At 66.0% G+C, this 16,874-nt stretch carries 16 protein-coding genes; 10 read left to right on the top strand and 6 right to left on the bottom strand.

Going from position 1 to position 16,874, the window contains the following annotated elements:
- Positions 1 to 92: 92 nt before the first annotated feature.
- Positions 93 to 1,025, bottom strand: coding sequence for a 4-hydroxybenzoate octaprenyltransferase (gene ubiA / locus E4K65_RS25575; protein ID WP_135176489.1), 933 nt, complete (start codon positions 1,023 to 1,025; stop codon positions 93 to 95).
- The gene (locus tag E4K65_RS25570; RefSeq protein WP_135176488.1) at positions 1,022 to 1,681 is read right to left on the bottom strand and encodes a hypothetical protein; all 660 of its coding nucleotides are present in this window, start codon (positions 1,679 to 1,681) and stop codon (positions 1,022 to 1,024) included. The genes ubiA and E4K65_RS25570 overlap by 4 nt, the downstream gene beginning before the upstream one ends.
- A 211-nt stretch (positions 1,682 to 1,892) precedes the next feature.
- On the opposite strand from E4K65_RS25570, the gene E4K65_RS25565 reads away from it, so the two are divergent.
- The 6 genes from E4K65_RS25565 (at position 1,893) to E4K65_RS25540 (ending at position 7,928) form a co-directional block, all read left to right on the top strand.
- Entirely contained in the window at positions 1,893 to 2,648 is a 756-nt protein-coding gene (locus E4K65_RS25565; protein ID WP_135176487.1) for a 16S rRNA (uracil(1498)-N(3))-methyltransferase, read from the top strand.
- A 209-nt stretch (positions 2,649 to 2,857) separates the two neighbouring features.
- A complete protein-coding gene (locus E4K65_RS25560; RefSeq protein WP_135176486.1) occupies positions 2,858 to 4,009 on the top strand; it encodes an ATP phosphoribosyltransferase regulatory subunit in 1,152 nt (383 codons plus the stop codon).
- Between the two features lie 3 nt (positions 4,010 to 4,012).
- Entirely contained in the window at positions 4,013 to 4,990 is a 978-nt protein-coding gene (hisG, locus tag E4K65_RS25555) for an ATP phosphoribosyltransferase (protein WP_135176485.1), read from the top strand.
- Between the two features lie 88 nt (positions 4,991 to 5,078).
- Entirely contained in the window at positions 5,079 to 6,125 is a 1,047-nt protein-coding gene (locus E4K65_RS25550; RefSeq protein ID WP_135176484.1) for a glycosyltransferase family 2 protein, read from the top strand.
- Positions 6,122 to 6,967 carry a ChbG/HpnK family deacetylase gene (locus E4K65_RS25545; RefSeq protein WP_135176483.1) on the top strand — a complete coding sequence of 282 codons (846 nt, stop codon included), beginning with the start codon at positions 6,122 to 6,124 and terminating at the stop codon, positions 6,965 to 6,967. The genes E4K65_RS25550 and E4K65_RS25545 overlap by 4 nt, the downstream gene beginning before the upstream one ends.
- Positions 6,968 to 7,097: 130 nt before the next feature.
- Positions 7,098 to 7,928, top strand: coding sequence for a DUF2076 domain-containing protein (locus tag E4K65_RS25540; RefSeq protein ID WP_135176482.1), 831 nt, complete (start codon positions 7,098 to 7,100; stop codon positions 7,926 to 7,928).
- A 70-nt stretch (positions 7,929 to 7,998) separates the two neighbouring features.
- Here the strand turns inward: E4K65_RS25540 and E4K65_RS25535 are convergent, their stop codons facing one another.
- On the bottom strand, positions 7,999 to 8,811 hold the full coding sequence (locus E4K65_RS25535; protein ID WP_167771128.1) for a L,D-transpeptidase family protein: 813 nt from the start codon (positions 8,809 to 8,811) through the stop codon (positions 7,999 to 8,001).
- A 314-nt stretch (positions 8,812 to 9,125) separates the two neighbouring features.
- Here E4K65_RS25535 and E4K65_RS25530 point away from each other — a divergent pair, with 314 nt between their 5' ends.
- Positions 9,126 to 9,908: a protein phosphatase CheZ gene (locus E4K65_RS25530; RefSeq protein WP_027546048.1), complete on the top strand. Its 783-nt coding sequence runs from the start codon at positions 9,126 to 9,128 to the stop codon at positions 9,906 to 9,908.
- Between the two features lie 207 nt (positions 9,909 to 10,115).
- Here E4K65_RS25530 and E4K65_RS25525 read toward each other — a convergent pair whose 3' ends face one another.
- Positions 10,116 to 10,637: a hypothetical protein gene (locus tag E4K65_RS25525; protein WP_027546049.1), complete on the bottom strand. Its 522-nt coding sequence runs from the start codon at positions 10,635 to 10,637 to the stop codon at positions 10,116 to 10,118.
- Between the two features lie 314 nt (positions 10,638 to 10,951).
- On the opposite strand from E4K65_RS25525, the gene E4K65_RS25520 reads away from it, so the two are divergent.
- The 3 genes from E4K65_RS25520 to E4K65_RS25510 all read left to right on the top strand — a co-directional run bounded on the left by E4K65_RS25520 (position 10,952) and on the right by E4K65_RS25510 (position 14,444).
- Complete coding sequence (locus E4K65_RS25520) at positions 10,952 to 11,248, top strand: co-chaperone GroES (protein WP_027546050.1); 297 nt, start codon at positions 10,952 to 10,954, stop codon at positions 11,246 to 11,248.
- 117 nt (positions 11,249 to 11,365) lie between these two features.
- A complete protein-coding gene (groL, locus tag E4K65_RS25515) occupies positions 11,366 to 12,994 on the top strand; it encodes a chaperonin GroEL (protein ID WP_135176480.1) in 1,629 nt (542 codons plus the stop codon).
- 244 nt (positions 12,995 to 13,238) lie between these two features.
- Positions 13,239 to 14,444: a hypothetical protein gene (locus E4K65_RS25510; RefSeq protein WP_135176479.1), complete on the top strand. Its 1,206-nt coding sequence runs from the start codon at positions 13,239 to 13,241 to the stop codon at positions 14,442 to 14,444.
- Positions 14,445 to 14,588: 144 nt separating this feature from the next.
- Here E4K65_RS25510 and E4K65_RS25505 read toward each other — a convergent pair whose 3' ends face one another.
- Both E4K65_RS25505 and E4K65_RS25500 read right to left on the bottom strand, forming a co-directional pair.
- Positions 14,589 to 14,987, bottom strand: a complete 399-nt coding sequence (locus E4K65_RS25505) for an META domain-containing protein (RefSeq protein ID WP_167771127.1) — start codon at positions 14,985 to 14,987, stop codon at positions 14,589 to 14,591.
- A gap of 132 nt (positions 14,988 to 15,119) precedes the next feature.
- Positions 15,120 to 16,784 carry an L-lactate permease gene (locus tag E4K65_RS25500; protein WP_135176477.1) on the bottom strand — a complete coding sequence of 555 codons (1,665 nt, stop codon included), beginning with the start codon at positions 16,782 to 16,784 and terminating at the stop codon, positions 15,120 to 15,122.
- Between the last annotated feature and the right edge of the window lie 90 nt (positions 16,785 to 16,874).

The following is a 16,874-nucleotide window of genomic DNA, read 5'->3' as shown; positions in this document are numbered from 1 at the left end:
CTCTTTGCTCTCGATGCGGATAGACGTTGGCGGATTACGCCAGCGGACTGCGCGTTGCGCAGCCGCGGGCTAATTCACCCTACGCATTTGCGTCAGGCGGCCCGCATCGCCGCGTCGGCCAGCAATCCCGCAAACAGCAACAAGCCCGCATGCTTGTTCGAATAGAACAGGCGCTTGCAGAGCAAGGGATCATCGATCCTGAGCCGCACGATCTGCCACGCCAGATGCGCGGCGAAAGCGGCAAGCCCGAGCCAGGCGGGCCAGCGCACGTCGCCTGACGCCAGCGCGACGCCGATCAGCATCACCGCGAGCCCATAGAACAGGATCAGCGCCTGGTGCGTGTGCGCGCCGAACAGGCGCGCGGTCGACTTGATGCCGATCAGCGCGTCGTCCTCGGCATCCTGATGCGCGTAGATCGTGTCATAGCCGATCACCCAGGCGATCGATCCGCCATAAAGCACGAGGGCGGTGACGTCGATGCGGCCGAAGGTGACGGCAAAGCCCATCAGCGCGCCCCAGGAGAAGGCGAGCCCGAGCACGATCTGCGGCCACCAGGTGATGCGCTTCATGAAGGGGTAGATCGCGACGATCACAAGCGAGGCGATGCCGGTCAGGACCGCGAAGCGATTGAATTGCAAGAGCACCACGAGACCGATCAGGGCCTGCGCGACCATGAAGGCCAGCGCCTGCTTCGTGGTCACCTGCCCCGACGGCAGCGGCCGCGAGCGGGTGCGCTCGACCTTGTCGTCGAGGTCGCGGTCGGTGATGTCGTTCCAGGTGCAGCCTGCTCCGCGCATGACGAAGGCGCCGATGAAGAACAGGACGATGGTGAGCGGCAGGCGGCTGGCGTCGTGCGCGATGCCGGCGGCAAGCGCCGCCGACCACCAGCATGGCATTAGGAGAAGCCAGGAGCCGATCGGACGATCGAAGCGGGACAATCGCAAATAGGGCCGCGCCCATTGCGGCGCGAGCGTATCGACCCAGTTGCCGGTGGAGTCGGCAACGCGGGCGCTCGTGTCGCTCATCGGGTGAGGACGTTGCCGTTGAGCGTATCGAAGGTGCTGCCGCCTTTCTTGCCGGCGTTGGCCTCAGGCGCCGAGCCCGATCCCAGCACCTCGCTCAGCGACGGGCCGGCCGGACCGCGCGGCTGGTTCTGCATCTGCTGCGCAACCGTACAGACCTTCTTCTGCATGGCCTCGGTGTTCTTGTGGCCGTCTTTCATCTGCGCGCCGATCTGCGGCGGGATTCCGCATTTGGCGCCATTCGCCTCGACAAACTTGATCATCTTGAGCTCGGCCTGGCTGAAATTGCCGATCAGCTTGCAGGCCTCGTCCGGCATCGCGTGACGGTCGCTCGCGGCCTTGATCAGCTTGCCGCGCTTCTCGGCCTCTTCGCGCAAGGGGACGAACCCCTTCATGCAGTCCTCGCCCGGCCCTTGCGTCGGCGGGGCCGCGCTGAAGGCGCCGGCGCCGCCGATCGGCGCAGCGCCGTTCGCGGGAAACGAGGATTGCGGCGCCGCGCCGACGGATGCGGCCGGCGCGGAGCCGTTCACGGGCGGAAATGCCGAGCTGCTCGCGGCCTGGTTCGGCAGCGGCGCCGGGAAGGCGCTTTGCGCGTAGGCACCCGCGGCTCCCATGGTGACCATGGCGGCGGTGATCGGAACCATCAAATGACGGATCATCAAGGCAGTCTCTCCGGCAGGAGCTTACGGGGTTCGGCGTCTTCCCAATTGAAGCGCAACCAGCGTGTTCGCGTTTTTACGATTCCCGCCGGCGCTTAACAACCCGTCGAATAGGGCAGGAGCGCGGCGCGCCGCCGCACCGGTTTGGCAATATTTACCCCCGGAATGGCGGCTTTCGGTTAATAACGGCGGCAAAACGGACCTTTGAACGATGCCCTCCCACGATTTTCGCGCCCCCCGCCTGTTCGTCGATGGCCCCCTCGCCCAGGACGCCAGGGTTCCGCTCGACCGCGACCAGAGCAATTATCTCGGCAATGTGCTGCGGCTGGCCGCGGGGGCCGAGGTCCTGGCCTTCAACGGCCGCGACGGCGAATGGCAGGCCGCCATCGAAGGCCGCAAACGGCCGGACGGCCTGGTGATCCTCCAGCCGACCCGGCCGCAGGACCGGCTGGCGGACCTCACTTACGTCTTCGCCCCACTGAAGCACGCCCGGCTCGATTACATGGTCCAGAAGGCCATCGAGATGGGCGCCGCCAGCCTGCAACCGGTCCTGACCCGGTTCACCCAGGCCTCCCGGGTCAACACCGAGCGGATGCGTGCCAACGTGGTCGAGGCGGCCGAGCAATGCGGCATCCTGAGCATCGCGACCGTGGCCGAGCCGGTGCCGCTGGAGCGCTTCCTTGGCCAGCGCGCCGCCGGTCGCCTGCTCATCTTCTGTGATGAGGCCGCGGAGGTCGAAAATCCCGTCCAGAGCCTGAACGGCGCACGCGAGGCAGGACAAGGTATCGACGTGCTGATCGGCCCCGAAGGCGGCTTTGCCGAGGAAGAGCGGGCGCTGCTGCTGCGGCAGCCGAAAATCCTGCGGCTCGCCCTGGGGCCCCGGATCATGCGGGCCGACACCGCCGCGGTGGCTGCGCTGGCGCTGGTCCAGGCGGTGCTGGGCGATTGGGGCGGCAAGGCCGCTTAGCTCTTGTAGTGTCACATTTGAGACCGCAGGAGGTCGTCATGGCCGGGCTTGTCCCGGGCATGACGATGGCGTTGGCAGGGGAGTTGGCAGGCCGTTAAGCGATTGATCCTTTGGAGGTCGAAACCGGTTTCCGGCCATGCTAAGGGCTGCGCCAACTACCGTGCCTCCCCTTGCCCTGCCCGGTTCCGCCGGGACGATGGACCCCTGAGATGACCGCGACTGCCACCTCAAATGCTGCCGGCTCCGCCGCCTGGGCGGATACGCTGCTCTTGTCGTTCGCGCAGGCCGGCTATGTCAGGGCCGAGCCGGCGATCCTGCAACCGGCCGAGCCGTTCCTGGACCTTTCCGGCGAGGACATCCGCAAGAGCCTGTACCTCACCACGGACCTCACCGGCGAGGAGCTCTGCCTGCGGCCGGACCTGACCATACCGGTGGCGCGCGATTACCTCGCCTCCAGCCGCGCCGGCCAGCCTGCCGGGTTCAGCTATCTCGGGCCGGTGTTCCGCTACCGCAGCGGCCAGGCCAGCGAATTTCTTCAGGCCGGCATCGAATCATTCGGCCGCCAGGACCGCGCTGCGGCCGATGCCGAGATGCTGGCGCTGGCGCTGGAGGCGACCAGCGCCTTCGGCGTCCGCGACGTCGAGATCCGCACCGGCGATGTGGCGCTGTTCAACGCGCTGCTCGACGCGCTCAACCTCTATCCGGTCTGGCGTCGGCGCCTGGTCAAGGACTTCAACCGCAAGATCAGCCTGGAGCAGGATCTGGAGCGGCTGGCGGCCGCGACGACCGCCACCCGCAGCGAATATGAGGGCGTGCTGGCCGCGCTCGCCGGCTCCGACCGCAAGGCGGCGCTCGCCTTCGTCACCGATTTGATGTCGATCGCCGGGACCACCAATGTCGGCGGCCGCACCACCGCCGAGATCGCCGACCGCTTCCTCGAGCAATCGACGCTGAAGGGCGGCGCGCTGCCGCGCGAGGCGATCGCCGTGCTCAAGCGCTTCCTGTCGATCGCAGGCAATCCCGACGACGCCGTCGCCGAGCTGCGCGCGCTCACGACCGACGCCAGGCTCGACCTCACGGCTGCGATCGATCAGTTCGAGAGTCGGGTCGGCTTCATGGCGGCGCGCGGCATCGACGTGAAGCAGACGCGCTTCTCCACCGCGTTCGGACGCGGGCTCGACTATTACACCGGCTTCGAATTCGAGCTGCATCACCGCGGCAACGGCGCCGAGCCGCTGGTCGCCGGCGGACGCTATGACGGGCTGATGACCCAGCTCGGCTCGGCCGAGCCGATCGCCGCGGTCGGTTTCTCGGTCTGGGTGGACGCGCTGACCCGGATCGGCCGCAAGGTGGGAGCTTAAGTCATGAGCGCGCCATTCGTTCTGGCCGTTCCCTCCAAGGGCCGCCTCCAGGAAAACACCGAGGCCTTTTTCGCCCGCGCGGGCCTCAAGCTGTCGAAGGCCGGCGGCGCACGCGACTATCGCGGCACCATCGCGGGCCTCGACAACGTCGAGGTCGCCTATCTCTCGGCGAGCGAGATCGCCGCGCAGCTGTCGCGCGGCTTCGCCCATCTCGGCGTCACCGGCGAGGACCTGGTGCGCGAGAACATCGCGGACGCCGACAAGCGCGTGTCCCTGATCGAAGGGCTGGGCTTCGGCTATGCCGACGTCGTGGTGGCGGTGCCGCAGGCCTGGATCGACGTGCGCACCATGGCCGACCTCGACGACGTCACCACCGGCTTCCGCGAGCAGCATCACATGCGGATGCGGGTCGCGACCAAGTTCGTCAATCTCACCCGCGCGTTCTTCCAGAACCACGGCATCACCGATTACCGCATCGTCGAAAGCGCGGGCGCGACCGAAGGCGCGCCGGCGGCCGGCAGCGCCGAACTGATCGTCGATATCACGACGACCGGCGCGACCCTCGCCGCCAACGGCTTGCGGGTGCTCGACGACGGCATGATCCTGCGCAGCCAGGCCAATCTGGTCGCCTCCAGGGATGCCGACTGGTCGCCGCAGGCGCGGGAGACCGCGCGCATCATCCTCGACCACATCGCGGCGCGGGCGCGGGCCAACAAGTACCGCGAGGTCCGGACCCGTTTCCGGCAGTGCGACGCCGCCCTGCTCGGCGAGGCCTACAGCCGCTTCGGCGTCGAGGCCCCGTTCGGCGGGCCGACCTCGTCGGGCATGCTGACGCTGCACTGCCCGCCGGGACAGCTCTATGCGCTCGCAAGCTTCCTGCGCGAGCATGGCGCCGAGACCGTCTCGGTGGTTTCGCTCGACTACGTGTTCGACCGGGAGAACCCGCTGTTCGCCAAGCTCGAGGCGTTCCTGCGGCGGTGAGCCTCAGGTCCGTTCAGCGTAGCGACAGCAAACGGCAGCTACCATATGCTGTTGAGATGACCTTGAACGCCCTCTGGAACCTTGATCGATGACGCTGGGCTCTGACGTTTCCGGCCTGACGACCACCGCGGCGAGCGCCGCCGCGAAGGGGTTGTCGATCGTCGTCCCCGTCTACAACGAGGCGGCGGGCCTCGCCGCCCTGCACCAGCGCATCTGCGATCTCGCAAGGACCCTGCGGCAGCGCCATCGCCTCGCTTGCGAGGTGGTCTATGTCGACGACGGCAGCGCGGACGCGACGCTGTCGATCGCACGCAGCCTGCCGGCCGACGCGATCGACGTCCAGGTGGTCTCGCTGTCGCGCAATTTCGGCAAGGAGGCGGCGCTGATGGCCGGCCTCGACCATGCCCGCCTCGGCGCCGTGATGTTCATGGACGGCGACGGCCAGCATCCGCCGGCTCTCATCGAGCAGCTCGTGCGACACTGGATCGATGACGGCTATGACGTCGTCTATACGGCCAAGGCGCATCGCGACAACGAAACCTTCCTGCGGCGGCTCGCCGTGCACGGCTTCTACGCCCTGATCAACTGGGGCGCCCGCCAGAAGATTCCGGAAGATGCCGGCGACTTCCGCCTGCTTTCGCCGCGCGCGGTTACAGCGCTTCGGCAACTGCCGGAGCGCAACCGCTTCTTCAAGGGCCTGGCAAGCTGGATCGGCTTCCGCCAGATCCGCGTCGACTACGAGCCCGCGCCGCGCGCCCATGGCGTCACCACCTTCAACGCCGCGCGCCTGCTCGGCCTGTCGATCGAGGGCCTGACCTCGTTCTCGGTGGCACCACTGCGCTTCGCCAGCCTGCTCGGTGTCGTGCTCGCCGGCATCGCTTTCCTGTTCGGCCTCTCCATTCTTTGGGAGGTCTTCACCACCGGCAAGCAGGTCCCCGGCTATCCCTCGCTCGTGGTCGGCCTGATGACGATCGGCGGTGTCCAGCTGATCATGATCGGCATCGTCGGCGAATATATCGGCAAGATCCTCTCCGAGCTGAAGGCCCGCCCGATCTACTTCGTCGCCGAACACAGTGAAAAGCACTTCGACACCGACAAGGCGGAGGACGCCTCGAAGAGGACGGCGGCGGAATGAGCGCGGCGGCGCCGCCGCGGCGGATCTGGCTCTGCGCCGACGATTACGGCATCAGCCCGGGCGTCAACCGCGCCATCCGTGACCTGATCGAACGCGGCCGCCTCAACGCCACCTCGGTGATGATGGTGGGCCCCACGATCGCTCGCGGCGAGATCGAGGCGCTCCAGGCCGCAGCGAAGACGAGCCCGCGCTGCGCGATCGGGTTGCACGTGACGCTGTCCGCGCCGTTCCGGCCGCTTACCATGCATTTTCGCCCGCTCGACGGCGACATGTTCATGCCGTTTCCGAAGCTCTTGTGCGCGGGTGTTTTGCGGCGGCTCGACCGCGAATTCTTTCGCAATGAGGTGAAGGCGCAGCTCGCGGCCTTCGCTGATGCTTTCGGCCGCACTCCAGACTTCGTCGACGGACATCAGCATGTGCAGCTCTATCCGCAGGTGCGCGACGGCTTTGTCGACGCGGTTATCGAAACCGCGCCAAACGCCTGGGTGCGTCAGGGCGGCCGCGACCTGCCGCTGAAGCAGCGGCTGGCCTCACCCAAAGCCATGGTGCTCGACATCCTCAGCGCACAATTCCGCCGCCGCGCCGCCGGTGCCGGCCTCGGCTTCAATCCCGGCTTCGCCGGCGCCTATGACTTCAGCCGCGCCGCCGATTTCGGCGAAATGATGCGGCAATTCCTGGACGGCCTGCCGGATGGCGGCCTCGTGATGTGCCATCCCGGCTTCGTCGACGACGTCCTTGCCGCGCTTGATCCGATGACCGACGTGCGCGAACGCGAATATGCCTATCTCGGGAGCGACGAATTCGTGCGGCTGCTGGCGCAGACCAATACCACACTGGGGTGAAAGCCGGCGAAAGCGCCGGCCCGACGAGGCAGCTTGTCGCATACCGAAATTTAATCCGGCCGGCACTGTTGGGGCCACAATGGAACCCTACATCTCCTGCGCGCTTGGTTTTGCGCGAGGGAGATTGATCATGACGCCGCAGGAACGCCAGCTCGTCGACGAGCTTTTTGACCGGCTTTCGAAACTGGAAAATGCACCGCGCGATCCCGACGCGATCGCCGCGATCTCCGACGGCCTGCGCAAGGCGCCCGGCGCGATTTACGCGCTGGTGCAGACCACGCTGTTGCAGGACGAAGCGCTGAAGCGCGCCCATAACCGCATCCAGGAGCTGGAGGCCGCCCATGCGCCCGAACAGGCGCAATCCGGCGGCTTCCTGGATACCATGCGCGACACGCTGTTCGGTGGGGGCCCCTCGCGCGGCTCGGTTCCGAACGTGCCGCCGCGCGATTCGCGGCCAGTCTGGAACAGCGGCCAGGCGATGCAACAGACGCAACCCGGTTACGGCGCCCCGCCGCCCTATGGACAGGCTTACGGTCAGGCTCCGGCCCCGGGCTATGGTGCCCCTCCGGTCGGCGGTGGCGGCGGCTCGTTCCTCGGTACGGCCGCGGCGGCCGCGGCCGGCGTCGTCGGCGGCTCACTGCTGCTCTCCAGCATCCGCGGCATGATGGGCGGATCGCACCAGCAGGCCTTCGGCGACACCAACGCCCTGGGCGACCGCAGCGCTGGTGGAAGTCCTTGGGGCGGCAGCGACCAGTCCGGCGGCTCGCTCGCGCGCGATGCCGGCCTCAACGACATCGGCTCCAGCCGCGACCGCGGCGGCGATTCCCGCCAAGGCTTTGTCGACCAGGCTTCGAACGACGACCAGAATTACAACGATCAGAACGACAATGACGACAACGTCGACATGGCCGACGACAGCGATTTCGGCGGCGGTGACGATGGCGGCAGCGATTATGCGTAAGGCGGCTCGATAGCGCGCAAACAAAAACGGCCGCCCATGGGGCGGCCGTTTTCATTTCGAAACTCGGACCTCACATCACCACGACCTTCGTGCCGACATTGACGCGGCCGTAGAGGTCGATGACGTCCTCGTTGCGCATGCGGATGCAGCCGGAGGAGACGTTGGTGCCGATGGTCCAGGGCTCGTTGGAGCCGTGGATGCGGTAGAGCGTGGAGCCGAGATACATCGCACGGGCGCCGAGCGGGTTTTCCGGACCGCCTTCCATGTGCCTCGGCAAGTCGGGGCGGCGCGCGATCATTTCCGCCGGCGGGGTCCAGTCCGGCCACTCGCGCTTGGCCGTGATCGACTTCACGCCGGACCAGGTGAAGCCGGGACGGCCGACGCCAATGCCGTAGCGCATCGCCCGGCCGTTGCCCTCGACGAGATAGAGGAACTTGTTCGGCGTATCGACCACGATCGTGCCGGCACTTTCCTTGCCGCTATAGTCAACGAGTTGTTTCTCGAATCTCGGATCGAATTGACGCTGCCGCGGATCGACCGCCTCCTGCTGGAGACCTGCGCCTTGCTGATATCCACCCTGCATCTGCGGCTCGCCCATCGGCGGCAGGCGGCGCGGATCGTTGTAGCCCGGCTGCTGCTGATACACCGGCGGCGGAGCGTAGGCCGGACCGCGGCCGGGCCCGTCGCCGAACAGGAACTCGATGAAGCCGCCGCCCATGTTCGCGTTGGAGGCGACGCGCACCGGCGCCGGCGCCACTTGCGGCTGGTAGAGCACTGCGGGCGGATCGTTCGGCACGGTATTGTCGAAGGCGCTGGCGCTTGTTGCGCCGGCAACGAGGGTGCAAGCGCCGCCGAGCAGCGCGACAGACATTTTCTTGAACATCGACGTACTCTGTACTGTTTCGTCTAGATCACATGCGTCGTGCAGAGCTGATGGCTGATCGGCGTCCGCGACGTGGTCAATAAAAAGCAAAAGGCGTTTTGTTTGGTAAACGGAAACGCCGTTTTGATTCACCACGTCGCGAGCGACGGCCCAATTTGGCGATCAGCGTTTATTTTCGATGAACGCCTCATGCTCATGGTTAATCGCTCGTTTGCGGGCCGTCGCGCGCGGCCGCGCAACAGTTCCGGTCGTGAACCTCGTGTTAAATTGCTTCTGCCTAAAAAGACGCGTGAGTGAGGTGGGGGGAGTTCCTGATGGCGATTCACCGCAAACGTTTTCGTGTCGAAGAGGCTATTGTCGGCGAGATGCCCAGCCCCGAAATGATTGAGGAGGCTGCGCCGATGCATAACGAGATCATGGCGGAGCTGCGCGCGATCCGCGCACAGATGGCGAAGGGCACCGCTGCCCCACTGTCCGCCAGCGCGGCGATGGCGGCGATCGATGCTTCCACGGCCCATGAGCTTGCCGAGACGCGCACCATGCTCGACACGTACCGGGCGCAGATCGAGCAGTGCGAGAAGCTGAAGGTCGAGCTCGACCTCATCCACGACGCCATCGACCGCACCAAGCGCGAAATCGCGACGCTGCATGGCAAGAGCTTCGACGGCGGCGAGATGGCCAAGGTCAATGGCGAACTCGGCGCGGTCGTCGGCGGCACCGAGCAGGCGACCCAGCAGATCCTGGAAGCCGCCGAGTCGATCGACCAGGCGGCCAGCGCGATGTCCAAGGTGCAATCGGCCGACCAGCAGAAGCGGCTCGCCGACGACATCCAGGAACGCGTCATCTCGATCTTCGAGGCCTGCAACTTCCAGGACCTGACCGGCCAGCGCATCAGCAAGGTCATGACCACGATGAAGTTCATCGAGCAGCACATCAACGCGATGATGGAGATCTGGGGCGGCGTCGACGCGATCAAGGCCCATGTGCCGGCGCCGGTCGACGCCCGCAGCGACGACGAAAAACTCCTCAATGGTCCGAAGCTCGCCGGCGACGTCGGCCACGCCTCGCAGGACGACATCGACGCGCTGTTCGACTGAACGGACGCGAGATCGCGGACAAGCAAAACGCCGGCGCGAGCCGGCGTTTTTGTTTTTGGGGATTTATCTCACGCTGTCATCGTCCGCCTTGTGCGCAATTGCGCATTGGGGCGGACCATCCAGTATTCCAGAGACAGCGAGGCTAGAGCCGAGAAGCCGCGGCGTACTGGATGCCCCGCCTTCGCGGGGCATGACGGAGGCGAGAGACTACGCCCTCGGGGCGCAGCGGACGTAGACCATGTTGCCGTAGCGGGTGGCGGCGTCCTTGTCGATGAAGCGGGTGATCAGGACGCGGCCGTCGAAGGACACGATCTCGCGGTCCTGCTCGCCGGGGGTCGGACCGGCCGGCCCGATATAGTTCTTGCCGCTGGGCGAACCCTTGAGCCGCAATTCCTGCGGCGTCGCCTGGTCGGCCAGATGCATGACCACGCCGCCGGAGGTTCCGGCGCCGATCACGTAGGGATTTTTGCACTGGGACCGCGCCGCAGCCTCGGTGCGGGCGCGGTCGGCCGGGTTCTGGAACGAGGCAAGACCCCAGCGGCCGACGATCTCGTCGGCGCGGATGCTCGCCGGCATTTCCGGGCCGGTACCGGGCTCGGCTTCGGGCGGCGGAGACGACGACGAGAAGGACGGCAGGCTCATGCCGCCGCCGCAGGCGCCCAGCAACAGCGCCAGAGAAGACGCGGCCGCCAGATTGGCTACCGTGCGCGCGCGAGCTGAACTGATCATGGCATTCCCCCGAACAAGACCATGGCCGCACCCCTCCCGCAGCCAAGCGCAAAACCGACGCCGGGGCAATGACGTCCTTTGATACGCCGGCGCCCCGAACACGTTTCCAATGCCACCATCCTATATCCGCCTCACCAATCGCTTAACCACCTTTGCTTGACAGGATCGCGGCCAAGCCATATTTCCGGGCGCACTATTAGCACTCGGAAAGCCCGATTGCTAAGCGCGCCGTTCGATCCTCGGGAAGAGGACGGACGGAAGCGCCGCCCCACCCACTTCATTACTTCCGAAGCGAGCCTCCAAAGGGAAACGTCATGGCTAAATCCAAATTTCGTCCGCTGCATGACCGTGTCGTGGTCAAACGTATCGACGCCGAGGAAAAGACCAAGGGCGGCATCATCATTCCGGACACAGCCAAGGAAAAGCCCTCCCAGGGCGAAGTCGTCGCCGTCGGCCCCGGCGGCCGTGACGAGACCGGCAAGCTGATCCCGATCGACCTCAAGGCGGGCGACCGCGTGCTGTTCGGCAAGTGGTCGGGCACCGAGGTCAAGATCGACAACGAAGAGCTCCTGATCATGAAGGAGTCGGACATCATGGGCGTTCTGGCCTAGGGCCATCCGCCTGAACAGCCGCTGAATGTCATGCCCGGATCGCGCGATCCGGGCATCCATCATTCCGCCGCCACATTACGAAACAAGACACGTCACCAAACACGAGGGATTGCAGAAATGGCTGCCAAAGACGTCAAGTTTTCCGGAGACGCGCGCGAACGCATGCTGCGCGGCGTCGACATTCTCGCCAACGCCGTCAAGGTGACGCTCGGCCCGAAGGGCCGCAACGTCGTCATCGAGAAGAGCTTCGGCGCGCCCCGTATCACCAAGGACGGCGTCACCGTCGCCAAGGAGATCGAGCTCGAGGACAAGTTCGAGAACATGGGCGCCCAGATGGTGCGTGAGGTCGCCTCCAAGACCAACGACCTCGCCGGCGACGGCACCACCACCGCGACCGTGCTGGCCCAGGCCATCGTGCGCGAAGGCGCCAAGGCGGTTGCCGCCGGCATGAACCCGATGGACCTCAAGCGCGGCATCGACATCGCGGTTGCGGCGGTCATCAAGGACATCGAGAAGCGCGCCAAGCCGGTTGCCGCCTCCTCCGAGGTCGCCCAGGTCGGCACCATCTCGGCCAACGGCGATGCCGCCATCGGCAAGATGATCGCGCAGGCGATGCAGAAGGTCGGCAACGAGGGCGTCATCACCGTCGAGGAGAACAAGTCGCTCGACACCGAAGTCGACATCGTCGAGGGCATGAAGTTCGACCGCGGCTATCTCAGCCCCTACTTCGTCACCAACGCCGAGAAGATGACCGCCGAGCTCGAGGACGCCTACATCCTCCTGCACGAGAAGAAGCTCTCGGGCCTCCAGGCCATGCTGCCGGTGCTCGAAGCCGTGGTGCAGTCGGGCAAGCCGCTCGTCATCATCGCCGAGGACGTCGAGGGCGAGGCGCTGGCGACCCTGGTCGTCAACCGCCTGCGCGGCGGCCTCAAGGTCGCCGCCGTCAAGGCGCCGGGCTTCGGTGACCGCCGCAAGGCCATGCTCGAGGACATCGCGATCCTCACCGGCGGCCAGCTCATCTCCGAAGAGCTCGGCATCAAGCTCGAGAACGTCTCGGTGAAGATGCTCGGCCGCGCCAAGAAGGTGGTGATCGACAAGGAGAACACCACGATCGTCAACGGCGCCGGCAAGAAGCCCGACATCGAGGCCCGCGTCGGCCAGATCAAGGCGCAGATCGAGGAGACCACCTCGGACTACGACCGCGAGAAGCTCCAGGAGCGCCTCGCCAAGCTGGCCGGCGGCGTCGCGGTGATCCGCGTCGGCGGCGCGACCGAGATCGAGGTCAAGGAGAAGAAGGACCGCGTCGAGGACGCCCTCAACGCCACCCGTGCCGCGGTGCAGGAAGGCATCGTCCCCGGCGGCGGCGTCGCGCTGCTCCGCGCCAAGAAGGCGGTCGGCCGTCTCACCAACGCCAACGACGACGTCCAGGCCGGCATCAACATCGTGCTGAAGGCGCTGGAAGCCCCGATCCGCCAGATCTCCGAGAACGCGGGCGTGGAAGGTTCGATCGTCGTCGGCAAGATCCTCGAGAACAAGTCCGAGACCTTCGGCTTCGACGCCCAGAACGAGGCCTATGTCGACATGGTCGAGAAGGGCATCATCGACCCCGCCAAGGTGGTGCGCACCGCGCTCCAGGACGCCTCCTCCGTGGCCGGCCTGCTGGTGACCACCGAAGCCATGGTCGCCGAGACGCCGAAGGAAGCTCCGCCCGCGATGCCGGCCGGCGGCGGCATGGGCGGCTTCTGAGCCGACCGTTCCGTGACAATGTTGCGAAGGCCGCCTCCGGGCGGCCTTCTTTTTTGCCGACCATGGCTCACGCTTTCCGATTCAACCGACGGCCAAAACCCACTACGGTGGCGCCGATTCTAAAGCGCGATGAGATCGGAAAATGAGTCGTCATCGCGCTTTAGGTTATTGTTTGAGCATGATCTTTTCGGAAAACCGCGTCACACTTTTCCGGATCATGCTCCCTTGCTCGAGGATTTCGTCGATGCGCGCGCTTCTGGTTTGCTCCACGGCCCTTGCTCTGCTTGCTGTTTCGCCGGAGGTCGCATCCGCCCAGATGAAGCTGTCGCCGAAGGCGACGGCGCCGGGCGGACCCGAGACGCGCTATTTCACCTCGATCGACGGGCTGATGGACGGCAATGCCGACGTGATCCTGAAGGAGACCCGCCAGGGCAAGACGGTCACGGCGGCCGTGCTCGACGTCTGCTATCCGGTCGCGAAGAATTCCGACCGCAAGGATCGCTTCGTCGTCAATCTCCAGGTCGCCGGCCAGATGCTGACCGGCACGACGCAGAGCCTCGGCGCGAAGGCGCCCGTCACCGTCAAGCTGCTGCGCAAGCAGGCCGGAGACACTTTCGAGTTCCGCGGCCAGATTGGAATCGGCCAGGCTGTGACCGAGGTCACCTCGCCCGACAATTCCGATCTCAGCGAGAAGGAGTTTCTGGACAACCAGACCTCCGACGACGGCATCACGCCGCAGCCGAAGGATTTCACCGACGTCTCGCCGGAGGCGATCGCGGTCAAGGTCAAGCTGGATGCCGCGACCGAGTTCCTGAAGAGCCTGAAGGGCCAGGAGGTCGAAGTGACGCTGGCGAGCCTCAGCGTCGGCTGCGACGCGTTGCGCGCCGGCGAGCAGACCATCAACATGTCGGTCGACCCGGAGCGGGCCGGCGCGCTGCTGGCTAAGTTCAAGGCGATGCCCGGCGTCGTCGCCGCGGGCTGGACCGCGGGCATGACCGAGATGGACCGCACAATCCGCTTCGCCGGGGCCGACTGGCGCGACGGCGACAAGATCAACCGCGACAAGCTCGCGGCCGCGGTGGCGGGCGTGCTGAGCCGGACGCTCGCGGCAAAGCCGGTCTCGCAAAGCTTCAACCCGGCCACCGGCAAGCTCAAGCTGGTCTTCAAGCGGCCGAACCAGGATTTCCCGGCGCTCGATCTCACCGACACGATCGAGGTCGCAGGGCTCATCTCGCCCGACAAGCCGGGCACGACCGACAAGCTCATGCTCTGGATCGGCAGCCCCGCAACCACCACCGCCGACGAGAGCGGCGGCGCCAAGCTCAATCTCTCGGACGAGGCTTCGGCCGACGAGGAAGGCGACCAGCCCGACGACAACGGCTCGATCGAGGCGCTCGCAAAGGAGCTGAAGGGCCAGCGCTGGGACGCCGACAAGTCGGTGTGGAAATAGGCCGGGCTATCGTGCCCCGGACGCAGCGCGTAGGCGCTGCAGAGCCGGGGCCCAGAGGCCGCACGCGAGATCGTCGAAAGAAAACTGGGTCCCGGCTCTGCGGCGCAGCGCTTACGCGCTACGCCCGCGTCCGGGACACGAGACCTAATTCCCGTTGACGCGGAAGCGCAGCGGCTTGGGGCCGAGAAGCGTCAGCACGTCGCCCTGGCGCTTCCAGGTCTCGACGCTGCCGAGCGCCGCGACGAGATCGTCGTCGGCCTGGGCCCTTGCAGGCGGGCAGGACCGGTCCTGGATCTGGCCGGGCACGAAGATCACGGTGTTGCCGGCGACCGAGAACTGGCCCTTGCCGCCCTTGCACCACAGCTCCAGCACGACCTCGCCATTGTCGCCGATCTCGATATTCGGAATCCGCTTCGAGCCCGGCTGCGGCAGCGCCTCCAGCGTCATCTCGGTGCCGAAGGGAAAACCGTCCTCAGCACGCGCGACAATGGACATCGCCAGCATTGCAACCGTCGCACACACCACCTGCCTGAGCGAAACCATGAAACCTCTCGACCGACCTGATTTGCCGCACCTTCTATAAGACGGCGGCGCAATTGAGAAGGTTCGCCCACACGCGATGCAAAAATCCCCGCGGGGACGAGCCCGCGGGGATTTGCGTCGAAGTAGGGCCTGTTACTTCAGCACCATCGCCGTGAACGGCCAGACATAGGCCTGCAACGTCACGAGCACACCGACGAGGCAGGCCAGCACGATCGAGTGCCAGAACACGAAGCGCAGGATGGTGCCTTCGTGGCCGTACCAGTTGGTGGCCGTGGAAGCGACGACGATCGATTGCGCGTCGATCATCTTGCCCATCACGCCGCCGGAGGAGTTCGCCGCGCCCATCAGGATCGGCGACAGGCCGAGCTGCTCGGAGGTGATCTTCTGCAGATTTCCGAACAGCACGTTGGAGGCGGTGTCCGATCCCGTCAGCGCCACGCCGAGCCAGCCGAGCAGCGTGCCGAAGAAGGGATAGAGCACCCCGGTTGCGGCGAAGGCGAGACCGAGCGTCGCGTCGACGCCGGACAGCCGCGTCAGCGTGCCGATCGCGAGCATCGCCGAGATCGTGATCAGCGAGATCGCGCACAGCCGGATGGTGCGGCCGTACTCGGTCACGAGCTTGCCGGGACCGACGCCCATCAGGAAGCCCGAGATGATCGCCGCGATCAGCATGCCCGTGCCGGTGAAGGACAGGTAAGTGAAGCTGAACACCGCGTTCTCCTTCGTCGGGCCTGGTGCGACCGGCGGCATCTTGTTGATCATCTGGTGCAGCTCGGGAACGGGATAATTCCAGACGAAGATCGAGTTCGCCCAGGTCTTGAAGGCGCCGTTGCCCCAGATCAGCATCACGATGCAGACGATGATCCACGGCAGCAGCGCGCTGAAGAGCTCGCTTTGCGTCAGCGGTGTCTTGTCGAGCGGCTTTGCCGGCGCCATGGTGGCCGCCGATTCATCGCGGCCGCGCAGCGCCGGCGACAGCCAGAGCTGCCTGGGCTGCCACACCTTCAGGAACAGGATCAGCGCGCCCATCGAGATCAGGGAGGCGCCGATATCGACGATCCATGGATTGATGAAGTTCGAGATCACGAATTGCGGGATCGCGAACGACACGCCGGTGACGAGGATCGCCGGCCAGACGTCCTTCATTCCCTTCCAGCCCGCGAACGCCCATACCACCCAGAACGGCACGATCAGCGAGAAGAACGGCAATTGCCGTCCGACCATCGCGCCGAGGATGTAGGGATCGAGCCCGGTGACCGAGGCAAGGCCCTGGATCGGCGTGCCCAGCGCGCCATAGGCGACCGGCGCGGTGTTGGCGATCAGCGACAGGCCGCTAGCCGCAAGCGGCGAGAAGCCGAGCCCGATCAGCACCGCGCCCGTGATGGCGACCGGCGTGCCGAAGCCGGAGGCGCCCTCGAAGAAGGCGCCGAACGAGAACGCGATCAGCAGCAATTGCAGCCGCCGGTCCTCGGTGACGCCGCCGATGGCGCGCTTCAGGAGTTCGAACTTTCCGCAGCCGACCGTGACCTGGTAGAGGAAGATGACGTTGAGGACGATCCAGCCGATCGGGAAGAAGCCGGTGACGATACCGAGGATCGAGGCGCGGATCGACATGTTCGCCGGCATGGTGAAAACGAAGATCGTGATCAGGTTGGCCACGATCACGGCGATGACGGCCGCGATGTGGGCCTGGACGCGGCCGCTCGCAATCAGGACCAGCAGCGTGATGACAGGCACCGCCGCCGCGATCGTCGACAGCACGGGGCTGTGCAGCGGGTCATAGATTTGATTCCACATGGTCTTCCTCCCCCACGCATGTTTGCGGCAGGCGGCCCGCGTGGACAGCCGAACCTGCTTGACGCTGGAAGCGATAACCCCCGAGCTGGA

The organism is Bradyrhizobium niftali (assembly GCF_004571025.1).
Lineage (GTDB): Bacteria > Pseudomonadota > Alphaproteobacteria > Rhizobiales > Xanthobacteraceae > Bradyrhizobium > Bradyrhizobium niftali.
Note: the sequence above shows the minus strand (reverse complement) of the source record. Positions and strands in the feature narration are given on the sequence as shown.